This is a genomic window from Actinopolyspora mortivallis, from assembly GCF_003001495.1.
GTDB lineage: Bacteria > Actinomycetota > Actinomycetes > Mycobacteriales > Pseudonocardiaceae > Actinopolyspora > Actinopolyspora mortivallis_A.
On record NZ_PVSR01000001.1, the window covers coordinates 476,699 to 493,422 of the forward strand.

Annotated in this window: 16 protein-coding genes and 1 pseudogene; 7 read left to right on the forward strand and 10 right to left on the reverse strand. The window is 64.7% G+C overall.

Translation table 11 applies throughout. The features are described from left to right. Positions 1-142 precede the first annotated feature (142 nt). Positions 143-484 carry a hypothetical protein gene (locus tag CEP50_RS19745; protein ID WP_146134719.1) on the forward strand — a complete coding sequence of 114 codons (342 nt, stop codon included), beginning with the start codon at positions 143-145 and terminating at the stop codon, positions 482-484. A gap of 703 nt (positions 485-1,187) precedes the next feature. Here the strand turns inward: CEP50_RS19745 and CEP50_RS02200 are convergent. Both CEP50_RS02200 and CEP50_RS20240 read right to left on the reverse strand, forming a co-directional pair. Beyond that, positions 1,188-2,090 (reverse strand): GNAT family N-acetyltransferase, encoded by a 903-nt coding sequence (locus CEP50_RS02200; RefSeq protein WP_146134720.1) that lies wholly within the window; start codon positions 2,088-2,090, stop codon positions 1,188-1,190. Between the two features lie 631 nt (positions 2,091-2,721). Further along, entirely contained in the window at positions 2,722-3,114 is a 393-nt protein-coding gene (locus CEP50_RS20240; protein WP_219905266.1) for a hypothetical protein, read from the reverse strand. A gap of 383 nt (positions 3,115-3,497) precedes the next feature. Between CEP50_RS20240 and CEP50_RS20005 the strand changes: the two genes are divergently transcribed. Then, on the forward strand, positions 3,498-3,641 hold the full coding sequence (locus CEP50_RS20005) for a hypothetical protein (RefSeq protein ID WP_181188163.1): 144 nt from the start codon (positions 3,498-3,500) through the stop codon (positions 3,639-3,641). 19 nt (positions 3,642-3,660) lie between these two features. Here the strand turns inward: CEP50_RS20005 and CEP50_RS02210 are convergent, their stop codons facing one another. Further along, on the reverse strand, positions 3,661-3,843 hold the full coding sequence (locus tag CEP50_RS02210; protein WP_106112199.1) for a hypothetical protein: 183 nt from the start codon (positions 3,841-3,843) through the stop codon (positions 3,661-3,663). Between the two features lie 473 nt (positions 3,844-4,316). On the opposite strand from CEP50_RS02210, the gene CEP50_RS02215 reads away from it, so the two are divergent. Beyond that, positions 4,317-5,516: an acyl-CoA dehydrogenase family protein gene (locus tag CEP50_RS02215; protein WP_106112200.1), complete on the forward strand. Its 1,200-nt coding sequence runs from the start codon at positions 4,317-4,319 to the stop codon at positions 5,514-5,516. A gap of 144 nt (positions 5,517-5,660) precedes the next feature. On the opposite strand, the gene CEP50_RS02220 is transcribed toward CEP50_RS02215, so the two are convergent. From CEP50_RS02220 to CEP50_RS20430, 7 genes are all read right to left on the reverse strand, one after another. After that, positions 5,661-6,221, reverse strand: coding sequence for a GAF domain-containing protein (locus CEP50_RS02220; RefSeq protein ID WP_106112201.1), 561 nt, complete (start codon positions 6,219-6,221; stop codon positions 5,661-5,663). A 16-nt stretch (positions 6,222-6,237) separates the two neighbouring features. Continuing rightward, the gene (locus CEP50_RS02225; protein WP_106112202.1) at positions 6,238-6,825 is read right to left on the reverse strand and encodes a GTP-binding protein; all 588 of its coding nucleotides are present in this window, start codon (positions 6,823-6,825) and stop codon (positions 6,238-6,240) included. Next, a complete protein-coding gene (locus CEP50_RS02230; protein ID WP_106112203.1) occupies positions 6,803-7,159 on the reverse strand; it encodes a DUF742 domain-containing protein in 357 nt (118 codons plus the stop codon). Before CEP50_RS02230 ends, CEP50_RS02225 begins: the two co-directional genes overlap by 23 nt. Then, positions 7,156-7,572, reverse strand: coding sequence for a roadblock/LC7 domain-containing protein (locus CEP50_RS20245; protein ID WP_219905268.1), 417 nt, complete (start codon positions 7,570-7,572; stop codon positions 7,156-7,158). The genes CEP50_RS02230 and CEP50_RS20245 overlap by 4 nt, the downstream gene beginning before the upstream one ends. Positions 7,573-7,592: 20 nt before the next feature. Next, positions 7,593-9,095, reverse strand: coding sequence for a sensor histidine kinase (locus CEP50_RS20250; RefSeq protein ID WP_146134721.1), 1,503 nt, complete (start codon positions 9,093-9,095; stop codon positions 7,593-7,595). A 905-nt stretch (positions 9,096-10,000) separates the two neighbouring features. Then, positions 10,001-10,249 carry a hypothetical protein gene (locus CEP50_RS02250; protein WP_106112207.1) on the reverse strand — a complete coding sequence of 83 codons (249 nt, stop codon included), beginning with the start codon at positions 10,247-10,249 and terminating at the stop codon, positions 10,001-10,003. 165 nt (positions 10,250-10,414) lie between these two features. Then, complete coding sequence (locus tag CEP50_RS20430) at positions 10,415-10,537, reverse strand: hypothetical protein (protein WP_258174682.1); 123 nt, start codon at positions 10,535-10,537, stop codon at positions 10,415-10,417. Between the two features lie 467 nt (positions 10,538-11,004). On the opposite strand from CEP50_RS20430, the gene CEP50_RS02255 reads away from it, so the two are divergent. The 4 genes and pseudogenes from CEP50_RS02255 to CEP50_RS02275 all read left to right on the forward strand — a co-directional run bounded on the left by CEP50_RS02255 (position 11,005) and on the right by CEP50_RS02275 (position 16,615). Then, positions 11,005-13,020 carry an endo-beta-N-acetylglucosaminidase gene (locus CEP50_RS02255; RefSeq protein ID WP_219905269.1) on the forward strand — a complete coding sequence of 672 codons (2,016 nt, stop codon included), beginning with the start codon at positions 11,005-11,007 and terminating at the stop codon, positions 13,018-13,020. 738 nt (positions 13,021-13,758) lie between these two features. Beyond that, positions 13,759-14,511, forward strand: a pseudogene (locus CEP50_RS20805) (DUF6603 domain-containing protein); the annotation flags it as partial. An 827-nt stretch (positions 14,512-15,338) separates the two neighbouring features. Further along, positions 15,339-16,142 (forward strand): SDR family oxidoreductase, encoded by an 804-nt coding sequence (locus tag CEP50_RS02270; RefSeq protein ID WP_106112211.1) that lies wholly within the window; start codon positions 15,339-15,341, stop codon positions 16,140-16,142. Positions 16,143-16,279: 137 nt separating this feature from the next. Next, a complete protein-coding gene (locus CEP50_RS02275) occupies positions 16,280-16,615 on the forward strand; it encodes a plasmid stabilization protein (RefSeq protein WP_106112212.1) in 336 nt (111 codons plus the stop codon). Positions 16,616-16,724 lie beyond the last annotated feature (109 nt).

A 16,724-nucleotide genomic window follows, 5' to 3' on the forward strand; every position in this document is an offset into this window, starting at 1 on the left:
CGAGGACCAGTCCGCAGGGGAAGGACTGTGGTCGTGGTGCCGTACCGAGTTCGACCCAGCGGAGATGGAAGGAGTCGCTGAGCCCGGCGCGACGCCGGAGACGGGACAAGCGTCTCCAGGAGCCCCGTGTGTTCCGTGCTTGATGCTGGTCATGGGCGCGACGAACGGGGGAGCGAGAAACGGAAACAAGCTCGGCGAAATGCGCGGTGCGAGTGCGACTGTGCCCGGTGACTTGTCTGATGCGTTCGCCGCAAAACCGTCCGGTTCGACGACAGCGACGAGCGTCGTCGAAGGCGCTCCGGACGACTCTCCGTCGAAATCCCTCCTTGCTGTCTCGATGCGCAAAGCACAATGGTTGCTCGAAGACGCCGCCCACGATGTCTCCGGCGACCGGTACAGCACCGCGCAGGCTGTGGAGCTGGTTGAGATTCTCGAAGAACTGCTTCAGCTCGTGCGCAAAAGCATCGGAGACGAGCACCGTTGACCCCGCACCCCGGACGAAGCACGAACGGCAAACACCACCACACAAGCGAACCGGTCGGCTACGTGACCGTCCTCCGCGGTGAGATCTACACACCCTCCCTCACCCTGCTGAACCGCGTCCTCAACGGCCTCCGACGCCTGTAGCGGCGGGTACTCTCGAGAGAGCGCTGCCCGATCGTGTGCACGTGTCCCGTCCCAGCCTCAGCGGCCGTCCCCGCTCTCCGTGTCCGGGGCTCGGGGACAGCTGGGACATCCACCACGTCCCCGTCCCACCTGGCTCATATGGGACGTTTCCGCAGTTCACCAAGCTTGTAGACCTGTCCCGGCGAGCTGTCCCGCGCAGGCTTCGCCGGGACACACGGGACAGCTAAACATATGGTACCAGCTGGGTTACTCGTCTTATCCCGGTGTCAGCAGTGGCAGAGCTTCGGCCTCACCAGCTGTAGTTCAGTGAGGCCTATTCAGCGAGATCACAGCATCGGCATGCGATGAACGCGTGTTACGCGGCGGTGCGTCGGAAGTCTCCTGAACGACCTGGCCACAACGCTGCCGTCGCACGGCGCAACTGCTCGGTTGTGCCACTACGAAGCCGTCTGACCTCCATGAATAAGCCTCATGAGCCTATGATCCGTCGAGTAGCCAGTGCAGACAGCATGCGGTCCACAGTCTGCCCAGTACGGTTCATGTGCCTGGTCAACAGGGGGCTACAATCGCTTTTCGAAGAGCAGCGACGACAGGCCTGCCACAGTATCCTCGCCTGTCTGACGGTAGCCATGGCGTCGGTAAAGGGAGAGGGCAGCGTGCTGGTCCTCGGTGGTGTCTAAGATCAGGCGCCGGTAACCGAGTTCGGTAGCGCGTCGCTCCAAGTGTTCTAAAACCCGACGGCCGAAACCTCGACCTTGCCATCGGGGATGGACTCGCATCCGTTTGATTTCCCCGATATCGTCAGATGCGTGACGGAGAGCTCCCATGGCGAGCAGGAAACCGCCGAGGGATCCGATAACGAACTCACCTCCCTCGTGCAGATAGTGGGCTGGGATGTCTTCCAGATCTTCGTCCCAGGGTCCCGGTCCGGCGTTGGCGCCGGCCGCGTTGAGCGCGTGGTGGTGCAGATCAATGACTGCAGATGTATCGGTCTGTACGGGCCTGCGTAGTGTCAGTGTACCGGGGCAGTCACGCGGGATGAGGCGACGTACGGCAGTGAGGGGCGTTTCGTGGTCGAAAGCTAGTGTGGGCAATTCGGCCGGGTCTAGTGGCCACCACCGGGTATCCGCCGCGTCACTGCCGGCCTGGGCAGTGGGCTGTTGAGGCAACAGAGCAACGTAGGAGAGACTGATATAACGGCCGCGTGGGTCACGGTTCGGATCTGCGTACCAGGCCAGCGGCATCAAGTCGTGCTGCTGCAGCGATACCCCGGTCTCTTCGGCGAGCTCCCGGCAGACCGCAACATCAGGTGGCTCGACATAGCCAACCTTCCCACCGGGCAGCGCCCAAGCGTCCCGATGCGGTTCTTTACCTCGCTTTGTCAACAGCACTTCCCAGCCACCGATTCCAGGGGTCAACACTGCAAGATCCACGGTCAGAACGGCACCAGTTTCAATAGACACTGATTTTCCTTTCGTAATGGATATCTGCCAGTCTCTGAATCTTGTTTGATATGGAGCCGTCAGCACCCAAAGTTCCGATAATGAACTTGATCTAAGCAGAAAGTCAGGCCAAATCTGCCGATTAGAAAACTATATACCGCATTTTTATTTTGGTTCCTTTGTGGCATTTCGATCAGCCAAAATTCCTTTAATGGGTTGTATCTGTTCTGGTGGTTAGTGATGGGGATGCGAGGTGGATTGTCTGATTGAAATGATACCAACGAGTTATATTATACCGTGTTCGTAGTGGGTGAGGACGAGTGCGGCTTGGGTGATGTCGCCGTTTTTGTGGGGGCTGGCGGTGATGTTGTCCAGGGTGTGCTAGCGTTGGGTGAGTAGGGCGAAGCCGTGTTCGCCGAGATTGCGTAGCCCATGGAGTAGGGCGTTGCAGGCGCGGGTGTTGAGGTCGAGGATCTGGTTGCCGGCGGGCTTGCTTGATGGGGTGTGCACGCCAATGTCGGCTCCGTCGTAGTCGGCGTCTCCAGGGTGGGCAGTCCATGGGAGGCGGCGGCGCAAAGCGCACCGAGGGTGTGTTCGCGGGCAGCTGTGAGGGCATGGGCGGAGCCGGGCTCGACGTCGGCCTCCATAATGGCTATCCGTCGGGAGCGGAGAGCGCTTGGATGGTGTCGCTGTGGGTGCTGGCTTTTCTCGAATACCACAGGTCGAGGGGTTGTCCCTGCACACTGGTGATCTCCTCGGTCAACCGGTCGGTGGTGATGATCGTGCCGTCCAGGATGATGTAAGCCAAATGCTGTTGCTGGGCGCGCTGCAGTGTCTGCTGTCGGTTCGGTGCGTGAGCCGCCAGCTCGGCGATGACCTCATCGAAATAGCGATAGCTCGTCGCCCGTGACATCCCGTGGTCGCACGCCAACCGGTCCGGGCGAGTGCGGTCGCGGAACCAACGTAACCCCACGGTCTGCCAGAAACAGCTCAACTTCTGTGTCCCGCTGGGCGTGGCCCGCCAGCGGCGTTCGGCGTGCAACAACCCGGCCAGGTACTGGGCGAGTGCATGGGAGACATCAAGGGTGATTGCGTGTGCACTCGTTATGCCACTCCGGGAAGCCTGATCCGGGTGGATAGTGCGCAGCGCGCCCCTCCGACACCGTGGTGTGGGATCCCTCCCACAGTAGGTGATTCTTTTTCTTCTTTTCTTGACAGTTGGTGCGTGGTGTCGCGTCAGCTGTTTCCTCTCATCGTCCTTCCAGTGCTGGTGTCCCGGGTGAGGCGTGTGTCCGAGTCGGTGATTCCCGGCCTGGCCCCTTCGGTGTCCGGTGCTCGTGCGGGTATCGGTGGTGTGTCGGGCTCGGAGCCGGGGTACTGGCGAGACCATTGGCGTGGTGCCCGTGCTGGGAGACTGGGCTCGCGGTGATGCCGGAACGTGGCCGGTTGGCCGACTCCGGAATGATCGCGGTGTTGGAGTGGTGGCCGGGCCACCGGTTGACGATCCGGGTGTTCGACAACGCGGTGTTGATCGAGGCCGGTAGGGGGCTGTTTCTGGTGTCCCGCCGCTGACCACGTCCGGAGCGTAGATCTAGCGGTGTAACCACGCTGCCTGGAAGGTTCGGCCGGAGAGCAGCTGCGGGGGAGTCGAGGGGGTTTCCCCGCGTCGGTGGATCCGGTCGAACACGGTGACCTGTTGCAGCAGTTGACCAAGCCGATCCTGGAAGCAGACCCCGAGTTCGAGGGAAGCGAGCACCTCGACTACGACAAGCATGAGAGGCCCGACCGCGACGGCGGGAACGCCCGCCTCGGCACTCAGTCGGAGACGGTGACCACCGAGGTCGGCCCGGTCGAACCCGTGGCCCCCGTGTCCGGGAGGGATCGTTCGAGCCGAAGACCGAACGCAGGCGGCAGTGGTCGTCGCACGGGGGTGACCCGCGGAAAACCCGTTCCGAACGCGTTCGCCGTCACAGCCGAAGCCCGTACCTCCAACGACCACCGACTATCCGCACCGCATTCACCCCCTTCCCGGCCGTCCCCTCGACGAGGTCGCCCCTCGGGCAGAGCCGGAGGGGAACCTGTCGCGGAGTCCGCGTGTCGCGTGGTGCGAGTTCTCGGGTCAATCCCCATGAAGGTGGTACCTCGCCTGGAGCACTCGTGCGAGCCTGTTGATCATCCGTGCACCCCAGACGGCAGGCAGCGACGGCCCGGACCGGGTATTGGAGAAGCATGAACGTTGCAGTCTCGATGGACAGCCTGTTCACCACTGCGAGTCACGATCGTCTTCGTGACGAGGTGCGTCGCTTCGCTGAGACCGAGGTGCGCCCGCACGTTCCGGAGATGGAGCGCTACAGGTCGGTCCAGTACAAGCTCTCCCGTCTGATCGCCGAACAGGGCTGGATCGGGGTGACGATCGGGCCTGAGTACGGTGGCATGGGCTTGGGGCATCTGGCGAAGTCCATCATCATCGAAGAGCTCTCGCGGGTCAGCGGAGCGATGGGTGCCATGGTGCAGGCCTCCCAACTGGGGGTGGCGAAGATCCTGCACTTCGGGAGTGCGGAGCAGCAGCACCAGTGGCTTCCGGAGATCAGCGCGGGACGCTGCTTGCCAACCATCGCTGTCACCGAGCCCGAATCCGGCGGCCACGTACTCGGCATGACGGCGACCGCGCGTCGCGAGGGCGACGAGTACGTGCTCAACGGGCACAAGGTCTTCGTGGGCAACAGCCACGTGGGCGATCTGCACGGGGTGGTGGCTCGCACCGGGGAGGGCTCTCGGGGATTGTCGGCGTTTCTGGTGGAACCGGACCGGCCCGGGTTTTCCCTCGGGGAGCACCAGGAGTCGATGGGGCTGCACGGGTTCAGCTACGGAGAGCTCGTCTTCGACGAGTGCCGCATCCCCGCCGAGAACCGACTCGGCGACGAAGGACAGGGCCTGGCGGTGGCCTACAGCTCCAGCATCCTCTACGGGCGGCCCAACCTGACTGCCGTCGCTCTGGGCATCCACCGTGCCTTGGTGGAGGAGACCGTCGCCTTCGCGGAGCGGCAGTACCGCTACGGGCAACCGCTGTCCCAGCTGCCGACGGTCCAGCAGAAACTGGGGCAGATGCAGTCCCAGCTGATGACGGCCCAGCTGACCGCCTATCACGCCGCGCACCTGCTGGACAACGCCATGCCGTGTGACGCGGAGTTGATCAACGCCAAACTCGTCAACGTGGAGTACGCGCTCGATTCGGCACGGACCGCGATGGAGGTGCACGCCGCGCACGGGCTCGGCACCGACAGCCCGGTGGAACGTTACCTCCGCGACGCCCACCACATCTTCGCCCCGGCCGGAACCTCCGACATTCAACGGTTGCGGCTGGCCGAAACGGCCCTGGGGACCTCGCGTACCCCGTGGTCGGAACGACTGGCCTCCCGGCTCGGTGTCTTTCCACGTTCGGGCTGACAACGCTGGTCGGGGTCCGTGCCCGCCAGTGTGTACCTACCGTGGCGGACACGGATCCTCAACGCTGTGAGGTGCCGAGCGGCGGGTGCCCCTGTGGGCCCCGCAGGAGCAGCTGCGCTGTGCGTCCCTCCGTCGTCACACGGGTCACGGGCGTTCGCGGCCGTGCATCAGCTCCATCACCTCGGTCGCGAAGCTTTTGATCGTCTCCAGTTCGGGCCGGCCCCACGACTGGGTCTCCGGCGAGACGGTGCAGACCGTGCCCAGCGTGAGGCCGGTGTGGTCGATGAGCGGAGCTCCCATGTAGGACCGGATCCCGATCTGGTCCACCACGGGATTGCTGGTGAACCGTGGGTAGGAGCAGACGTCGCCGAGGACGAGTGGCAGTCCGCGGGCCACCACGTGCGGGCAGAACCCGTGGTCTTTCGGCATCTCCCGTCCCGGTGACACAGCCGTTTGCGCCGCTTCCATCGCGGCACTGGTCTGGGATTCGGCTCGTGTGTACAGCCCGGTGAAGTACTGCCGCTGGCCGCTGATGATGTTCACCATCGCGTAGGGGGCGCCCGCGGCATCGGCGAGCCGGCGCGCCACGGCGTCGAACTGTGGATCCGGTTCCTCTCGGATGCCGAGTTCGCGCAAACGTTCCATTCGGTGCTGAACGTGCGGATCCGGGGGGGTGGCCACGAGGCGCATGTTGGTGGCAGACATCATGTTCTCCCTGGGGTTAGCTGACGGGGTGCTGTGACGACGTCGTCAGTACGTGTTCGAGCAGCGTGATGAGTGTCCGCGTCGTGGAGTGGGAGTCGCGGGCGTCGCACATCACCAGCGGAACGCTCAGGTGCAGCGCGAGAGCGTTACGGACCTCGTCGGGGGTGTAGTACATCGCGTTGTCGAATTCGTTGACGGCGACCAGGAAGTGGATCCCTCGTTGCTCGAAGAATTCGATCGATCCGAAGCAGTCCTGAAGCCGACGCGTGTCGGCCAGCACTATCGCACCGACGGTGCCGCGGGACAACTCGTCCCACATGAACCAGAAGCGCTCCTGGCCCGGGGTGCCGAACAGATACAGCACGATGTTGTCCTCGGGGAAGGTGATGCGACCGAAGTCCAGGGCCACCGTGGTGGTGGACTTGCGTTCCACACCGGCCAGACTGTCCGTGTCGAGACTGGCCGTGGTGAGGTGTTCCTCGGTGTTCAACGGCTCGATCTCACTGGACGCGCCGACGAAGGTGGTCTTCCCGGCACCGAACCCGCCCGCGATGAGAATCTTGAGCTGCCAGGGGAACACGTCAGAGTCGGCTTCTAAGCCCATGGAGTACCTTCTCGATCAAGTCCGGGGTGACGTCAGCGGTCGCGGTGGGATCGTGAGTGGTGACCGCACCGGTGCCGATGAGATCGGAAAGCAGGATTTTGACGACCACGGCGGGCTGTCGTAAGTGCCCTGCTACCTCGGCGACCGTGGTCGGGGAGCGGCACAACCGCAACGTCTGGGAGTGCTCGGGCCCCAGCACGTCGTGAGAAACCTGTCCGGTGCTGCACACCATGGACAGCAGGTCCAGTGGCGCGCTGGGGTGGGTGCGCCCGTTGGTCACCAGGTAGGGGCGTACCCCCTGTTCCCGCGGCGGGTGACGATCGAACTCGTTCATACCGGCCGACTCTCCTCCGCCGAGAAGTGTCGTGGCGGCGTGGCCAGACTGCTGGGCACTTTCTTGCCGAGCTGTTGCATCTCGTAGCTGAGAACCCCGGCGTTGACCGTGCCGTCGGCCAGGACAGCCAGAATGCTGCCGGCGCTGGCGGCCGTGATCGCCAGGATACTGCCGTCACCGAGTTCCGCATTGGCTTGGCGCATCCCGTGTCCACCCCCGAAGCACTTGCCCACTTCCTGGACCAGTGAGCACAGGGGACTGGCCAGGGAAGCCAGCCGGTCCGCGTCGTCGCGGTCCAGACCGTAGTAGAACCGCGGGATCGCGTCGGTGGACAGTAAGAGGGCGCTTCGGGTGTGGGGAACCTGGTTGACCAGGTTCGCGAGCAGCCAGGTCAGATCCTGTGGCTGGGTCACGGTCGGCTCCTTGGGGCGTTTCAGGCGGACGTCGAGGGGTCGTGTCGGTCTTCTGCGGACGCTGACTGATCGGTCTCGGACTGGCTGAAGGCGCTCAGCAACCCCGTGTTGTGGCCAGGGATCGGGGTGACGTTCTCCCGTGGTGCCCGCAGTGGTTCCGGAAGGTTGTCCGTGCCGGGCCTGCGTTGGGGAAGCTGTGACGCGTCGCCTCGACGGCGATGCGCGCCCGCGGGGGAGCTCGTCGTCCCTGCCGAGGGGGGAGCACCCGGCGCCAGCCGTGACGTCGGTGCCGGTTCGGAAGCGGGCGGTGTCGGTGTGTGTTCTCCGGGCCAGGGGCCGGCAGTTGGCTCCGTTACCTCGCCGGTCCATTGCATCCGGCTGGGAGCGTAGGACCGGGAAACCGGCGGTGGTGGCCCGCTGGCAGGTGGCGGGGTGGTCGTCGGATCGTGGGTGGCGGGACCGGGCTGCGCGGGTTCTCGGGGCGGGGTGGTGAGCAAGCTGTCCGGCAGAAGGACGACTGCCTCCATCCCTCCGTAGATGCTCCTCTGGAGACGAACCCTGATGCCGTAGCGCTGAGCGAGGACTCGGACCACCGACAGTCCGATCCGTCCGTCCGCGAGAAGCTCGTCGAGCTCGACCCGATCGGCGTCCTCGAGCAGGCGGTTGTACCGATGGATCTCCTCGCTCGTCATACCGAGACCACGGTCTTGGATTTCGATGGCCACGCCGGCCGTGACGGTCTCGGTCCGCACCACCACAGGAGTGTTGTCACTGGAGAACTGGGTGGCGTTTTCCAACAGCTCCGCCAGCAGGTGAATCACCTCAGCGGTGGCGGGCCCCTTGAGCATCCCTCCGACTGCGGTCATCTTCACTCGGGAGTAGTGCTCGATCTCAGCCACGGCTGAACGCAGCACGGTCTGGAGGCTCACATCCTCCTGCGTTTGCCGCTGCGGTGCCTTGCCGCCGAGTATGGCCAGACTTTCCGCCTGTCGGCGGGACAGGTTGACGAGGTGGTCCACGCGGAACAGGCGTGCGAGAAGATCGGGGTCTTCTACCTGGTGTTCGGCTTCGTCGATTTCGGTGATCGCTCGGTCGGCCATAGCCTCCAGGCCCCGCGCCAACTTGGCGAAGGCGGTTTGGAGCGCGTCGTTGCCGTGTGACGGGGAGGAAGGCTCCTCGGCCGCAGAAGCCGTGTCAGCAGCGGGGACGGCATCGCCGCCGCTGACCGCCTCGGGCTCTCGCCGGAGTTGCCCGACACCGTTCCCGGCCCGCTTGACGGTGACGAAACCGATCAGCAGGGCCGAGGCGATCGCCAGCGCGCACAGGGTGAGCGCTGCTGCCGAGAACGACCGGTCGGCGGTCACGAGCATGGTCGTGACAGCGCCCAGCGCGACGACCAGAGGCACCGCTGGCAGCAGAGCAAGCCACAGGATGCGGTTCCGTAGATCCGTGGCAGCTTGATCCGAGCGCCCCTCAGGACCCTTGTCCTCAGGACAGCCGGCAGTAGGTAGCAGTGCAGACATCAAGGTCCTCAACGCAGTGACGTACAAAGGAAGAGTGGCATGACGTCATACTCGAACAGACGAACGCGGTGTCTCCGGCTCACCCTGTTCCACGCGTCCACGGACGGTGCCACCGACCATGCTCGCCACTCCTCGCAGCTCCCTCGGATGGATCATCCTGTGTGACATTGCGGACACAGATCGTACCTCAGCCGGTTGTGCGTAGTCGGATCCTCCGTGAGGAGCAATCACGAACTCGTGACCGCGCAGGTAGGGGTGTACGTCCCGATCGGGGAGATCCAGCCGGTGCGGCGAGCCGAGGCCGTGTCTCGGTTGGTGAGTCGGTGTGTTCTCGTCGGTGTACGAGCACACTCGTGTGGTGTGAGTACCCCCGATGGTTCTGCTGTGGAACCTGCCGGGACGGTGAGCACGGAAACCGTCACGGGGGAGGCTGCGGAGGAGTGTCCGCCGAGAACCGTGCGCGCCGTGAGGACAGGATACTGTTGGCCGTTACCGAACCCGTTACTTGTGGACTGCGGAGTGTCTGGGTTCAAGTGGCCCGAGCGCCGCGATCACGTCCCTCGTCGGTCACGATTTCTGTTCGTACTCAAGGAAACCCGCCAGTTGTGCCTTGGGGGTTGTCGCCGACCACGCCAGACCGGCTTCTGGAGAACGCGACGTCGGCTTTCGACACCCGGACGTCGACCGGGGTCCACCAGACCGGGATCTGTGATCCCGAAGGCGCGTGCGAGGTCGACGAAGCGCAGTTCTGCTCCGGTGTCCGCCTGCCACGAGGCCACCAGTGCCTCGCCCTGTGACCGGCTCACCTTGAAGACCACATCTCGGGAAGGTTGGTCCTTGGACGGGGGCGGGCACGTGGACCGACCCGCTCAGTGTCGTTCCGTAACCTTCTCCGGTTTTCGGGCTCAGGCCGATCGAAAGTGCAACGTGGCCTTCTTACCGTCCATCGTGAGGTCGGCGAAGCAGACAACGGTGATCGCGGTGACGAGGTGGTCGAACTCCACAACGACATCGTCGACCGTCAGCCCGGCGAGCACTTCGGGCAGGTTCGCCCCGAACAGCGCCAGCAGCGACCGTGGAGCCAGGTCGCGCCCCTGAACGACGAACAGCCATTTCTTCGCCGAGGCCGAGTACTCGGCCTCGAGTAGGAGCACGCCGCCGCTGCCGACCGCGGAGAAGACGACCAGCCGGCCGAATCCACTCGACGGCCCGTTCCGAGATGTCGAACCGCACCGATTCCAGTGCGAGTTTGTCGGCGACTGTCCACGATTCCCCGCGGATCTGAACGTGCAACGCCCGCTTCTAAAGCGCCTCGGCACTCATGCCGATCCCCAGCGGGATTCGTCCACCGCGATCTTCGGGGCGGCGGTGGCGTTATCCGGGTGGGTGAGCACCAGACAGCCGATCTCGTCTCCGGCCGCGCCGTAGTAGTAGCCGATCACCTCGGCGAGGTTCTTTCTGACCAGAAGGCGGTTCTTGGTCGAACCGGCGTCGACGACGACCAGCGTGCTGTTCTTCTTCTACGCGGACCATTAGCCCGGATAGAAACTGCTGAAAGACGGAGGCGAATCGCGTTCGTCCACGATCCTTCGTCGACAGTTTCGTCATGAACCGTCTCACACGCGCTGGGACGTTGTCATCTGGTCACGATCGGCAGGGGATCGTGTCAATTACTGGAATAGCGCCGAAATGTCATCACATCCAGGTGAATGTTCCGGATGACATTGGCGAGACGCGAGTCACTCATGTCAGTGATATACCGGTTTTCCGGCATGCGCCCGCTGTCCTGCGTCGGATACTGGAGGCGCCAGGATCGTTTGTCGGTGAAAGTAGGCTGCGCGGACGGTCCTATAGATCTTGGAAATCACGCGTACGCGTGCTCGATTCGGGATGTTCAGGAGGTACAGCCATGCAGGACGACCCGCGGACGACCGGGCAGGGCGCAGGTCAGTACTTCCTGTCCGGGCAGCCCTACGCGTCGTTCTGGCATCCCGACACGATCCTGGACTGGGACCCGCGCACGGATCCGGACGCTCCGTTCAATCGGTCCAGCGTGCCGTTGCAGCCCCGTCGTCAGGACGCTCGGTTTCGTTCCGACTCCTACGCCCGTGCGCACCAAGGCCGGGTGTATTCGCTGGCGAGGTTCGCCGAGACCTCGAACAACCCGTCCCAGGGTTCAGCCACGGCCGCCTACTACGCGTTCGGTTTCTGGCAGTACGTGGACACACTGGTCTTCTGGGGAGGCGCTGCCGACGAGGGACTGATCCTCGCCCCGAACGGGCACGTCATCGACGCCGCGCACCGCAACGGGGTCCGAGTCTACGGAAACGTCTTCTTTCCCGAAACCGTCGCCGGAGGCCGCAGCGCCTGGTTGCACCAGTTCGTGCGCCGGGACGGTGGTTCCTATCCCGTCGCCGACAAACTGGTCGAGATCGCGGATTTCTACGGTTTCGAAGGCTGGTTCATCAACCAGGAAACTCCCGCGGGTGGCGAACTCGGCGGGCGAGCACTTGCGAACTCGTTTCGTGACTTCCTCGCCCACGCCAGATGGCGAAGCGGTGGAGCGCTCGAATTCATGTGGTACGACAGCATGGTCGACGACGGAACGGTCTCCCACGAGTGCGAGCTCAACGCGCGCAACGTGATGTTCTTCCACCACGGCAACTCGGCGCTCTCGCGGTCGATCTTTCTGGACTACGGGTGGAACAAGGCGAAACTGGAGCGCTCAGCCGCGTTGGCGACCGGTCTCGAGCGCAGTCCCTACCAGGTTTGCGCGGGTCTGGACGTGCAGGAGGGCCAGTTTCCCGACGACACGAGATGCCAAACGGCGTTGCCGGGAAACGCCACCGGCACGGCGAACCATCTCACGTCACTGGCCCTGCACCGGCCCGATCCACCGGTAAGCACTCTGACCGACCCGGGCACGTTCCACGAACGCGAGGAGAAGTTCTGGTCACGCGGTACGAGCGAATCGAAAGGCATCGCCCACTACATCGCCGAATCCACGCCGGTGCTGTCGTCCCCCTTCACGACGAACTTCAACACCGGTCACGGAAACGGTTACTGGGCCGACGGCCACCAAGTAAGCACCGCTGCCTGGAACAACCTCGCACTTCAGGACGTGCTGCCCACGTACCGCTGGTACATCGAAGGAGACCGACCCGCCCTGACGGCGAGTTTCGATTTCACCGATGCCTACGAAGGTGCCACGTCCATCTTGTTCAGCGGAAAGCTGGAGAAGAACAAACCCGCCACCGCATGGCTCTACCAGACGTGGGTTCCACTCGGGGAGAACACGACGCTGTCGTTCATGGTGCAGGCAGCGGGTGCCATGTCGGTGATTCTCAAAGCCGTCGTCACCTTCGTCAAGGACGGGAACACCTCCGAAGACGTCGAGTTCGACCTACACGGACTCAGTGGAACCCGCTGGCAGGAGTGGAAAACCGCACTCGCCGGTTCGCACGCTCCGGGAGCGGGCACGATGATCGCCCGTCTCGGGCTTCGGCTCAGCGCTGCCACGACGATAGACAACGTCGCGGTACGACTGGGCCAGCTTCGACTCCACGACGACCATACCGTGGAAGTCCCGCCGGCTCCGCGCGCGTTCAGCGCGCGACTCCATCACACCAACACCGCAGCAGAGCAGGACAATTCCTCCGAACCCGAGGCCGGCACCGCAACCGGTGCGGTCCGCCTCGCGTGGAAACCGGTCAGTTCGGCGTTCCGCGCCCACCATTACGAGGTCTACCGGACCAACGGTGACGGCAGCCGGACCTTCCTCGGCGGCACGCCTCTGTCCACCTACTTCATACCCCGGCTGCTCCGTCGGAACAACGAAAGAAGAACCACCCTGGCGATTTACTCGGTCACGCCCGAAGGAGTGCGTTCGCGGACCCCGGCGATGGCAGACGTGTGCTGGACCTGATCGATTCGGCAGTCGTGGGTGTTGATCGCACGCTTCGACACCCCGGATTTCGGGGTGTCGATCCCACTGCTCGATTCCGTGCTTCCGGACTCGCGAGTTGCCGAGGTACGGGCGTTCTCCGGACGAGCCGCCTCTCAGCGGATCTCGGCATCGCGCGCCAAGGAGATCAACAAGTTGTTCGCGCTGTTGAGTACGTCCTTGCGTCTGCCGGAGGGGGCACTGCCACAGGGCCTGTACGTCGGTGCGGTCGTGACCGTGGGTTTGCAACGCAAGTCGCTGGAGGTAGCCGTTCAGCGGGGCAAGCAGACTCCACTCGCACCGACCCCCCCCGGGGGGGGGGAGTCGGCCCATGGTCCGGTGATGGTGGTGGCGATCGGACAGGATCCCCGGGTGGTGACCGGCAATCCGGTGGCGATGGCGTGGTGGGAGGTGCAGTGCACCCTCGGCTCGCTCCGCGTGCACCGGGTCGGGCTCGGCTGCGACGGGAGAACAGTCCTGATCCTGGTCGATGTCGAGGCGTGGCAGCGGGACTGTGCTTCGCGAGGCACGGTCTCGGACTTGAGGTTCCTATCGACACGTCCAGGAGCCCATGGCCCCGATTGGACGGGATCAGCGTCGGCTACGCCCGACCTCCTGTCGAGGTGGTCGGAGCGTTCGTGCGCAAGCAGTTGGAGGGGTTCTCCTTCGCGGTAGCCGGTATGGCGGTGGTGGCCTGCCACGTTCACCCCGCCGCCCGAGCAACTGCTCAGGACACTGCTGGACGGGCCGAATCCGTGGGTTCGGGTGACCGACGGGGCGTTGTGGTTGGCCGGTGGTGTTCGGGCGGTGTCGTTCGAACTCGTCGAGATCACCGCGCTGGCGATGGTCCAGTTCGGTTCAGAGTTCCGCATCGGCTTGTACGGGACGGCGGGTGCGCAGTTCCCGAAGAAACCCAAGCGCCCCTGGGGGAAGCTCAGCATCGACATCGCCGCCGACTACCGCTCCAGGGACGACGTGCTCGAGATCAACGCGATCCTGGCCAAGGACTTCTTCCTGGTGGGTCCGATGTGCCGGGCCAGTGGTGAAACGCGGTTCTGGGGCTGGTTCGGGCGCAGTGCCCGTCCCGGTGACTTCGTGCGCACCGTCGGCGGCTACCACCGTAGCCTCGACGAAGGCAGGAAACCCGTTCACTCCCCGTCCGCACGACGTGTCGGGTTCGACCGGGCCCGTCGAGCACGACCGCGCTCGTGTCACTCGCGCTCACGTCCGCCGGACCAGCGGCGAGGCCGCATAACTGCTCGACGCACCACGGCCCCGCCGGATCCGTGCGTTGCGGGTGTACTTCGCCAGCCACCGACCAGCGTTTCGAATGATGGTTTCCATTGTCTCGAGCAACACGAAATCTCCACTGATGTCCACTGTGGTGGGAACTCTGTCCCGAATCAGTGCTCAACGCTGATCGGTGGGTCCCGTCGGTGGTCTTTTCCACGGCTCTGGTGGGTGCGGCGGTGACCGAGGAGGCTGTGCTTGGTGTGCGGAGGTGTGGTCGGGACGGATGGGTTCGGGGAGGTGGGGATGAGACTGACGAGTCCGTCACAGCATTCGATGACACCTCGGTTCCGGGCACCTGAACCGGATCCCCGAACCAGCGGCAGCGTCGACGGTTCGTGAGCGACCGGCCTCACCACACGCTCGGAACGCTCCCACCAAGAACAGCCCGATACTCGAACCCGACACAGCAGCGTGTCGAGCCGGCTGAGGCAGTGGCGGACTGGCCCCTTGTCAGGGGCGCAGGACGACCGACGGCGTTGTCTCCTTCTTCCGATCTCGTAGCCGTGTGGGGTCTGCTCCAGCCAACGTGTGTGGCCAGGTCGTCGACGCCGAGCGGATCGGTCGGGTCGTCGAGCCGGGGAGGACGTCGTCGATCCACCGTTTGAGGTGGCTGACACCTCGTGGTCGTCACGCCCTGGTCGAACAGCGTGAGCATGGGACTCGTGTCTGTCACACCTTCGTGCACCCCGCTGGGCGCGACACCGCACCGTGTCGATGCTCTTGGGTGGGGCGGCACGCGCAGTCGGCCGATGCCGCTCGACTCGTGGCCGAGCACGTCACCCGCTGTCACGAACGGACTGGGCACCTCCGTACCCGGTGCGGGGCGGATCCGCACACGGGGCTGCTGGTACGGGCGGTGCCTTCGGTTTCGGCTCGGGGCTCGTCGGGAACTCCGTACGTGGTACGAAAACGCTCAGTGTGCGGGGTCGTAGGGAGGGAACCAGCGTGACGAGCAAGGAGAAGGCACCCCCGGCCCAGCAGCAGCGCCCCCCGGCAGCACCGGCGAGATGGATCCGCAGCCGCACGACGAGATGCGCGGTTACGAGGGACGCGGCCTGCTGGAGGGCAAGCGTGCCCTGGTGACCGGGGGTGACTCGGGGATCGGTCGGGCGGTGTCGGTGGCCTTCGCGATGGAGGGCGCCGACGTCGCGATCGTGTACTTCGACACCTCCGAGGACGAGGACGCCGAGCACACGGCGGCTCTCGTGCGGCAGCGGAATCGCCGCTGCCGGTTGTTCAAGGGTGACCTGGCCTCGGAGGAGTACTGCCAGTGGGTGGTCGACGAGACCGTGAGTGTCCTGGGAGGCCTGGACATCGTGGTCAACCACGCCGGAACCCAGGCTGTCGAGTCGGACTTCAGCCGGATCACGACCGAGCAGTTCGACCGTACGTTCAAAACGAACGTCTACGGTCCGTTCTGGGTGATCCGGGCGGCCCTGCCGCACCTGTCGTCCGGGGACGCGATCATCAACACCGGATCGGTCAACGGGTTGCGCGGCAACAAGTCGCTGATGGACTACGCCACGAGCAAAAGCGCGATCCACACCCTGACGAAGTCGTTGGCCCAGTCGCTCGCGCGGAGCGGGGTGCGGGTCAACTGCGTGGCACCCGGCCCGGTGTGGACGCCGCTGATCCCGTCGACGTTGCCGGAGCAGCAGGTCGAGGGCTTCGGGGAGCAGACACCGATGGGAAGGATGGCTCACCCCGACGAGATCGCCCCGTCCTACGTGTTCTTCGCCGCCGAGGCGCTGTCCAGCTACTACACGGGCGAGGTCCTGGCCCCGGTCGGCGGTGAGACGCACCCCGGATGAGGGTGGGCCCTTCCGTGCCGACCTCGGAAAGTCCGCGCCCGAACCCCGAGTGCCGCCGCGCTCGGTGTTGCGAGGAACCGTTTCGCGGGTACTCCGGGAACACGAGGTCGACCAACACGAGAGCGAGGTGTCCACCGATGCCGCAACAGGCGTGGAACAACAAGCAGGAGCGCCAGTACGAGCACATCAAGCAGCAGACCCGGCAGCGTGGATCCAGTACCGAGCGCGCCGAGGAGATCGCTGCTCGCACGGTCAACAAGAACCGGGCCCAGCAGGGCAGCTCCACGAGGCGGAGCAGGACCGCCACGGAGGACATCCCACCGCAGCGCCGGGGTGGGATACGGTCCGGGAACCGCTACGGACCGGGGGGACGCACCAAGGACCAGCTGTACGCCGACGCCCAACGCGCGGGTGTCCGCGGTCGTTCGAAGATGACCAAGGCGCAGTTGGAAGACGCCCTGCAGCGGCGGTGAGGACGGTGCCCTGTGGGGTTCCTTCCGGGCGGGCCACCACGGCCCCACCCACCACGGGATGCTCTCGTGGGGTGAACGCCTCACTCAGGGCCCGCTCCACGTCTCCTCT

Excerpts from the sequence above, each read along its gene's own strand:
- CEP50_RS19745 (WP_146134719.1), top strand. The coding sequence starts at position 143 with ATGCTGGTCATGGGCGCGACGAACGGGGGAGCGAGAAACGGAAACAAG.
- CEP50_RS20005 (WP_181188163.1), top strand. The coding sequence starts at position 3,498 with ATGCCGGAACGTGGCCGGTTGGCCGACTCCGGAATGATCGCGGTGTTG.
- CEP50_RS02210 (WP_106112199.1), bottom strand. The coding sequence starts at position 3,843 with ATGCTTGTCGTAGTCGAGGTGCTCGCTTCCCTCGAACTCGGGGTCTGC.
- CEP50_RS02215 (WP_106112200.1), top strand. The coding sequence starts at position 4,317 with ATGGACAGCCTGTTCACCACTGCGAGTCACGATCGTCTTCGTGACGAG.
- CEP50_RS02220 (WP_106112201.1), bottom strand. The coding sequence starts at position 6,221 with ATGTCTGCCACCAACATGCGCCTCGTGGCCACCCCCCCGGATCCGCAC.
- CEP50_RS02225 (WP_106112202.1), bottom strand. The coding sequence starts at position 6,825 with ATGGGCTTAGAAGCCGACTCTGACGTGTTCCCCTGGCAGCTCAAGATT.
- CEP50_RS02230 (WP_106112203.1), bottom strand. The coding sequence starts at position 7,159 with ATGAACGAGTTCGATCGTCACCCGCCGCGGGAACAGGGGGTACGCCCC.
- CEP50_RS20250 (WP_146134721.1), bottom strand. The coding sequence starts at position 9,095 with ATGTCTGCACTGCTACCTACTGCCGGCTGTCCTGAGGACAAGGGTCCT.
- CEP50_RS02255 (WP_219905269.1), top strand. The coding sequence starts at position 11,005 with ATGCAGGACGACCCGCGGACGACCGGGCAGGGCGCAGGTCAGTACTTC.
- CEP50_RS02270 (WP_106112211.1), top strand. The coding sequence starts at position 15,339 with ATGGATCCGCAGCCGCACGACGAGATGCGCGGTTACGAGGGACGCGGC.
- CEP50_RS02275 (WP_106112212.1), top strand. The coding sequence starts at position 16,280 with ATGCCGCAACAGGCGTGGAACAACAAGCAGGAGCGCCAGTACGAGCAC.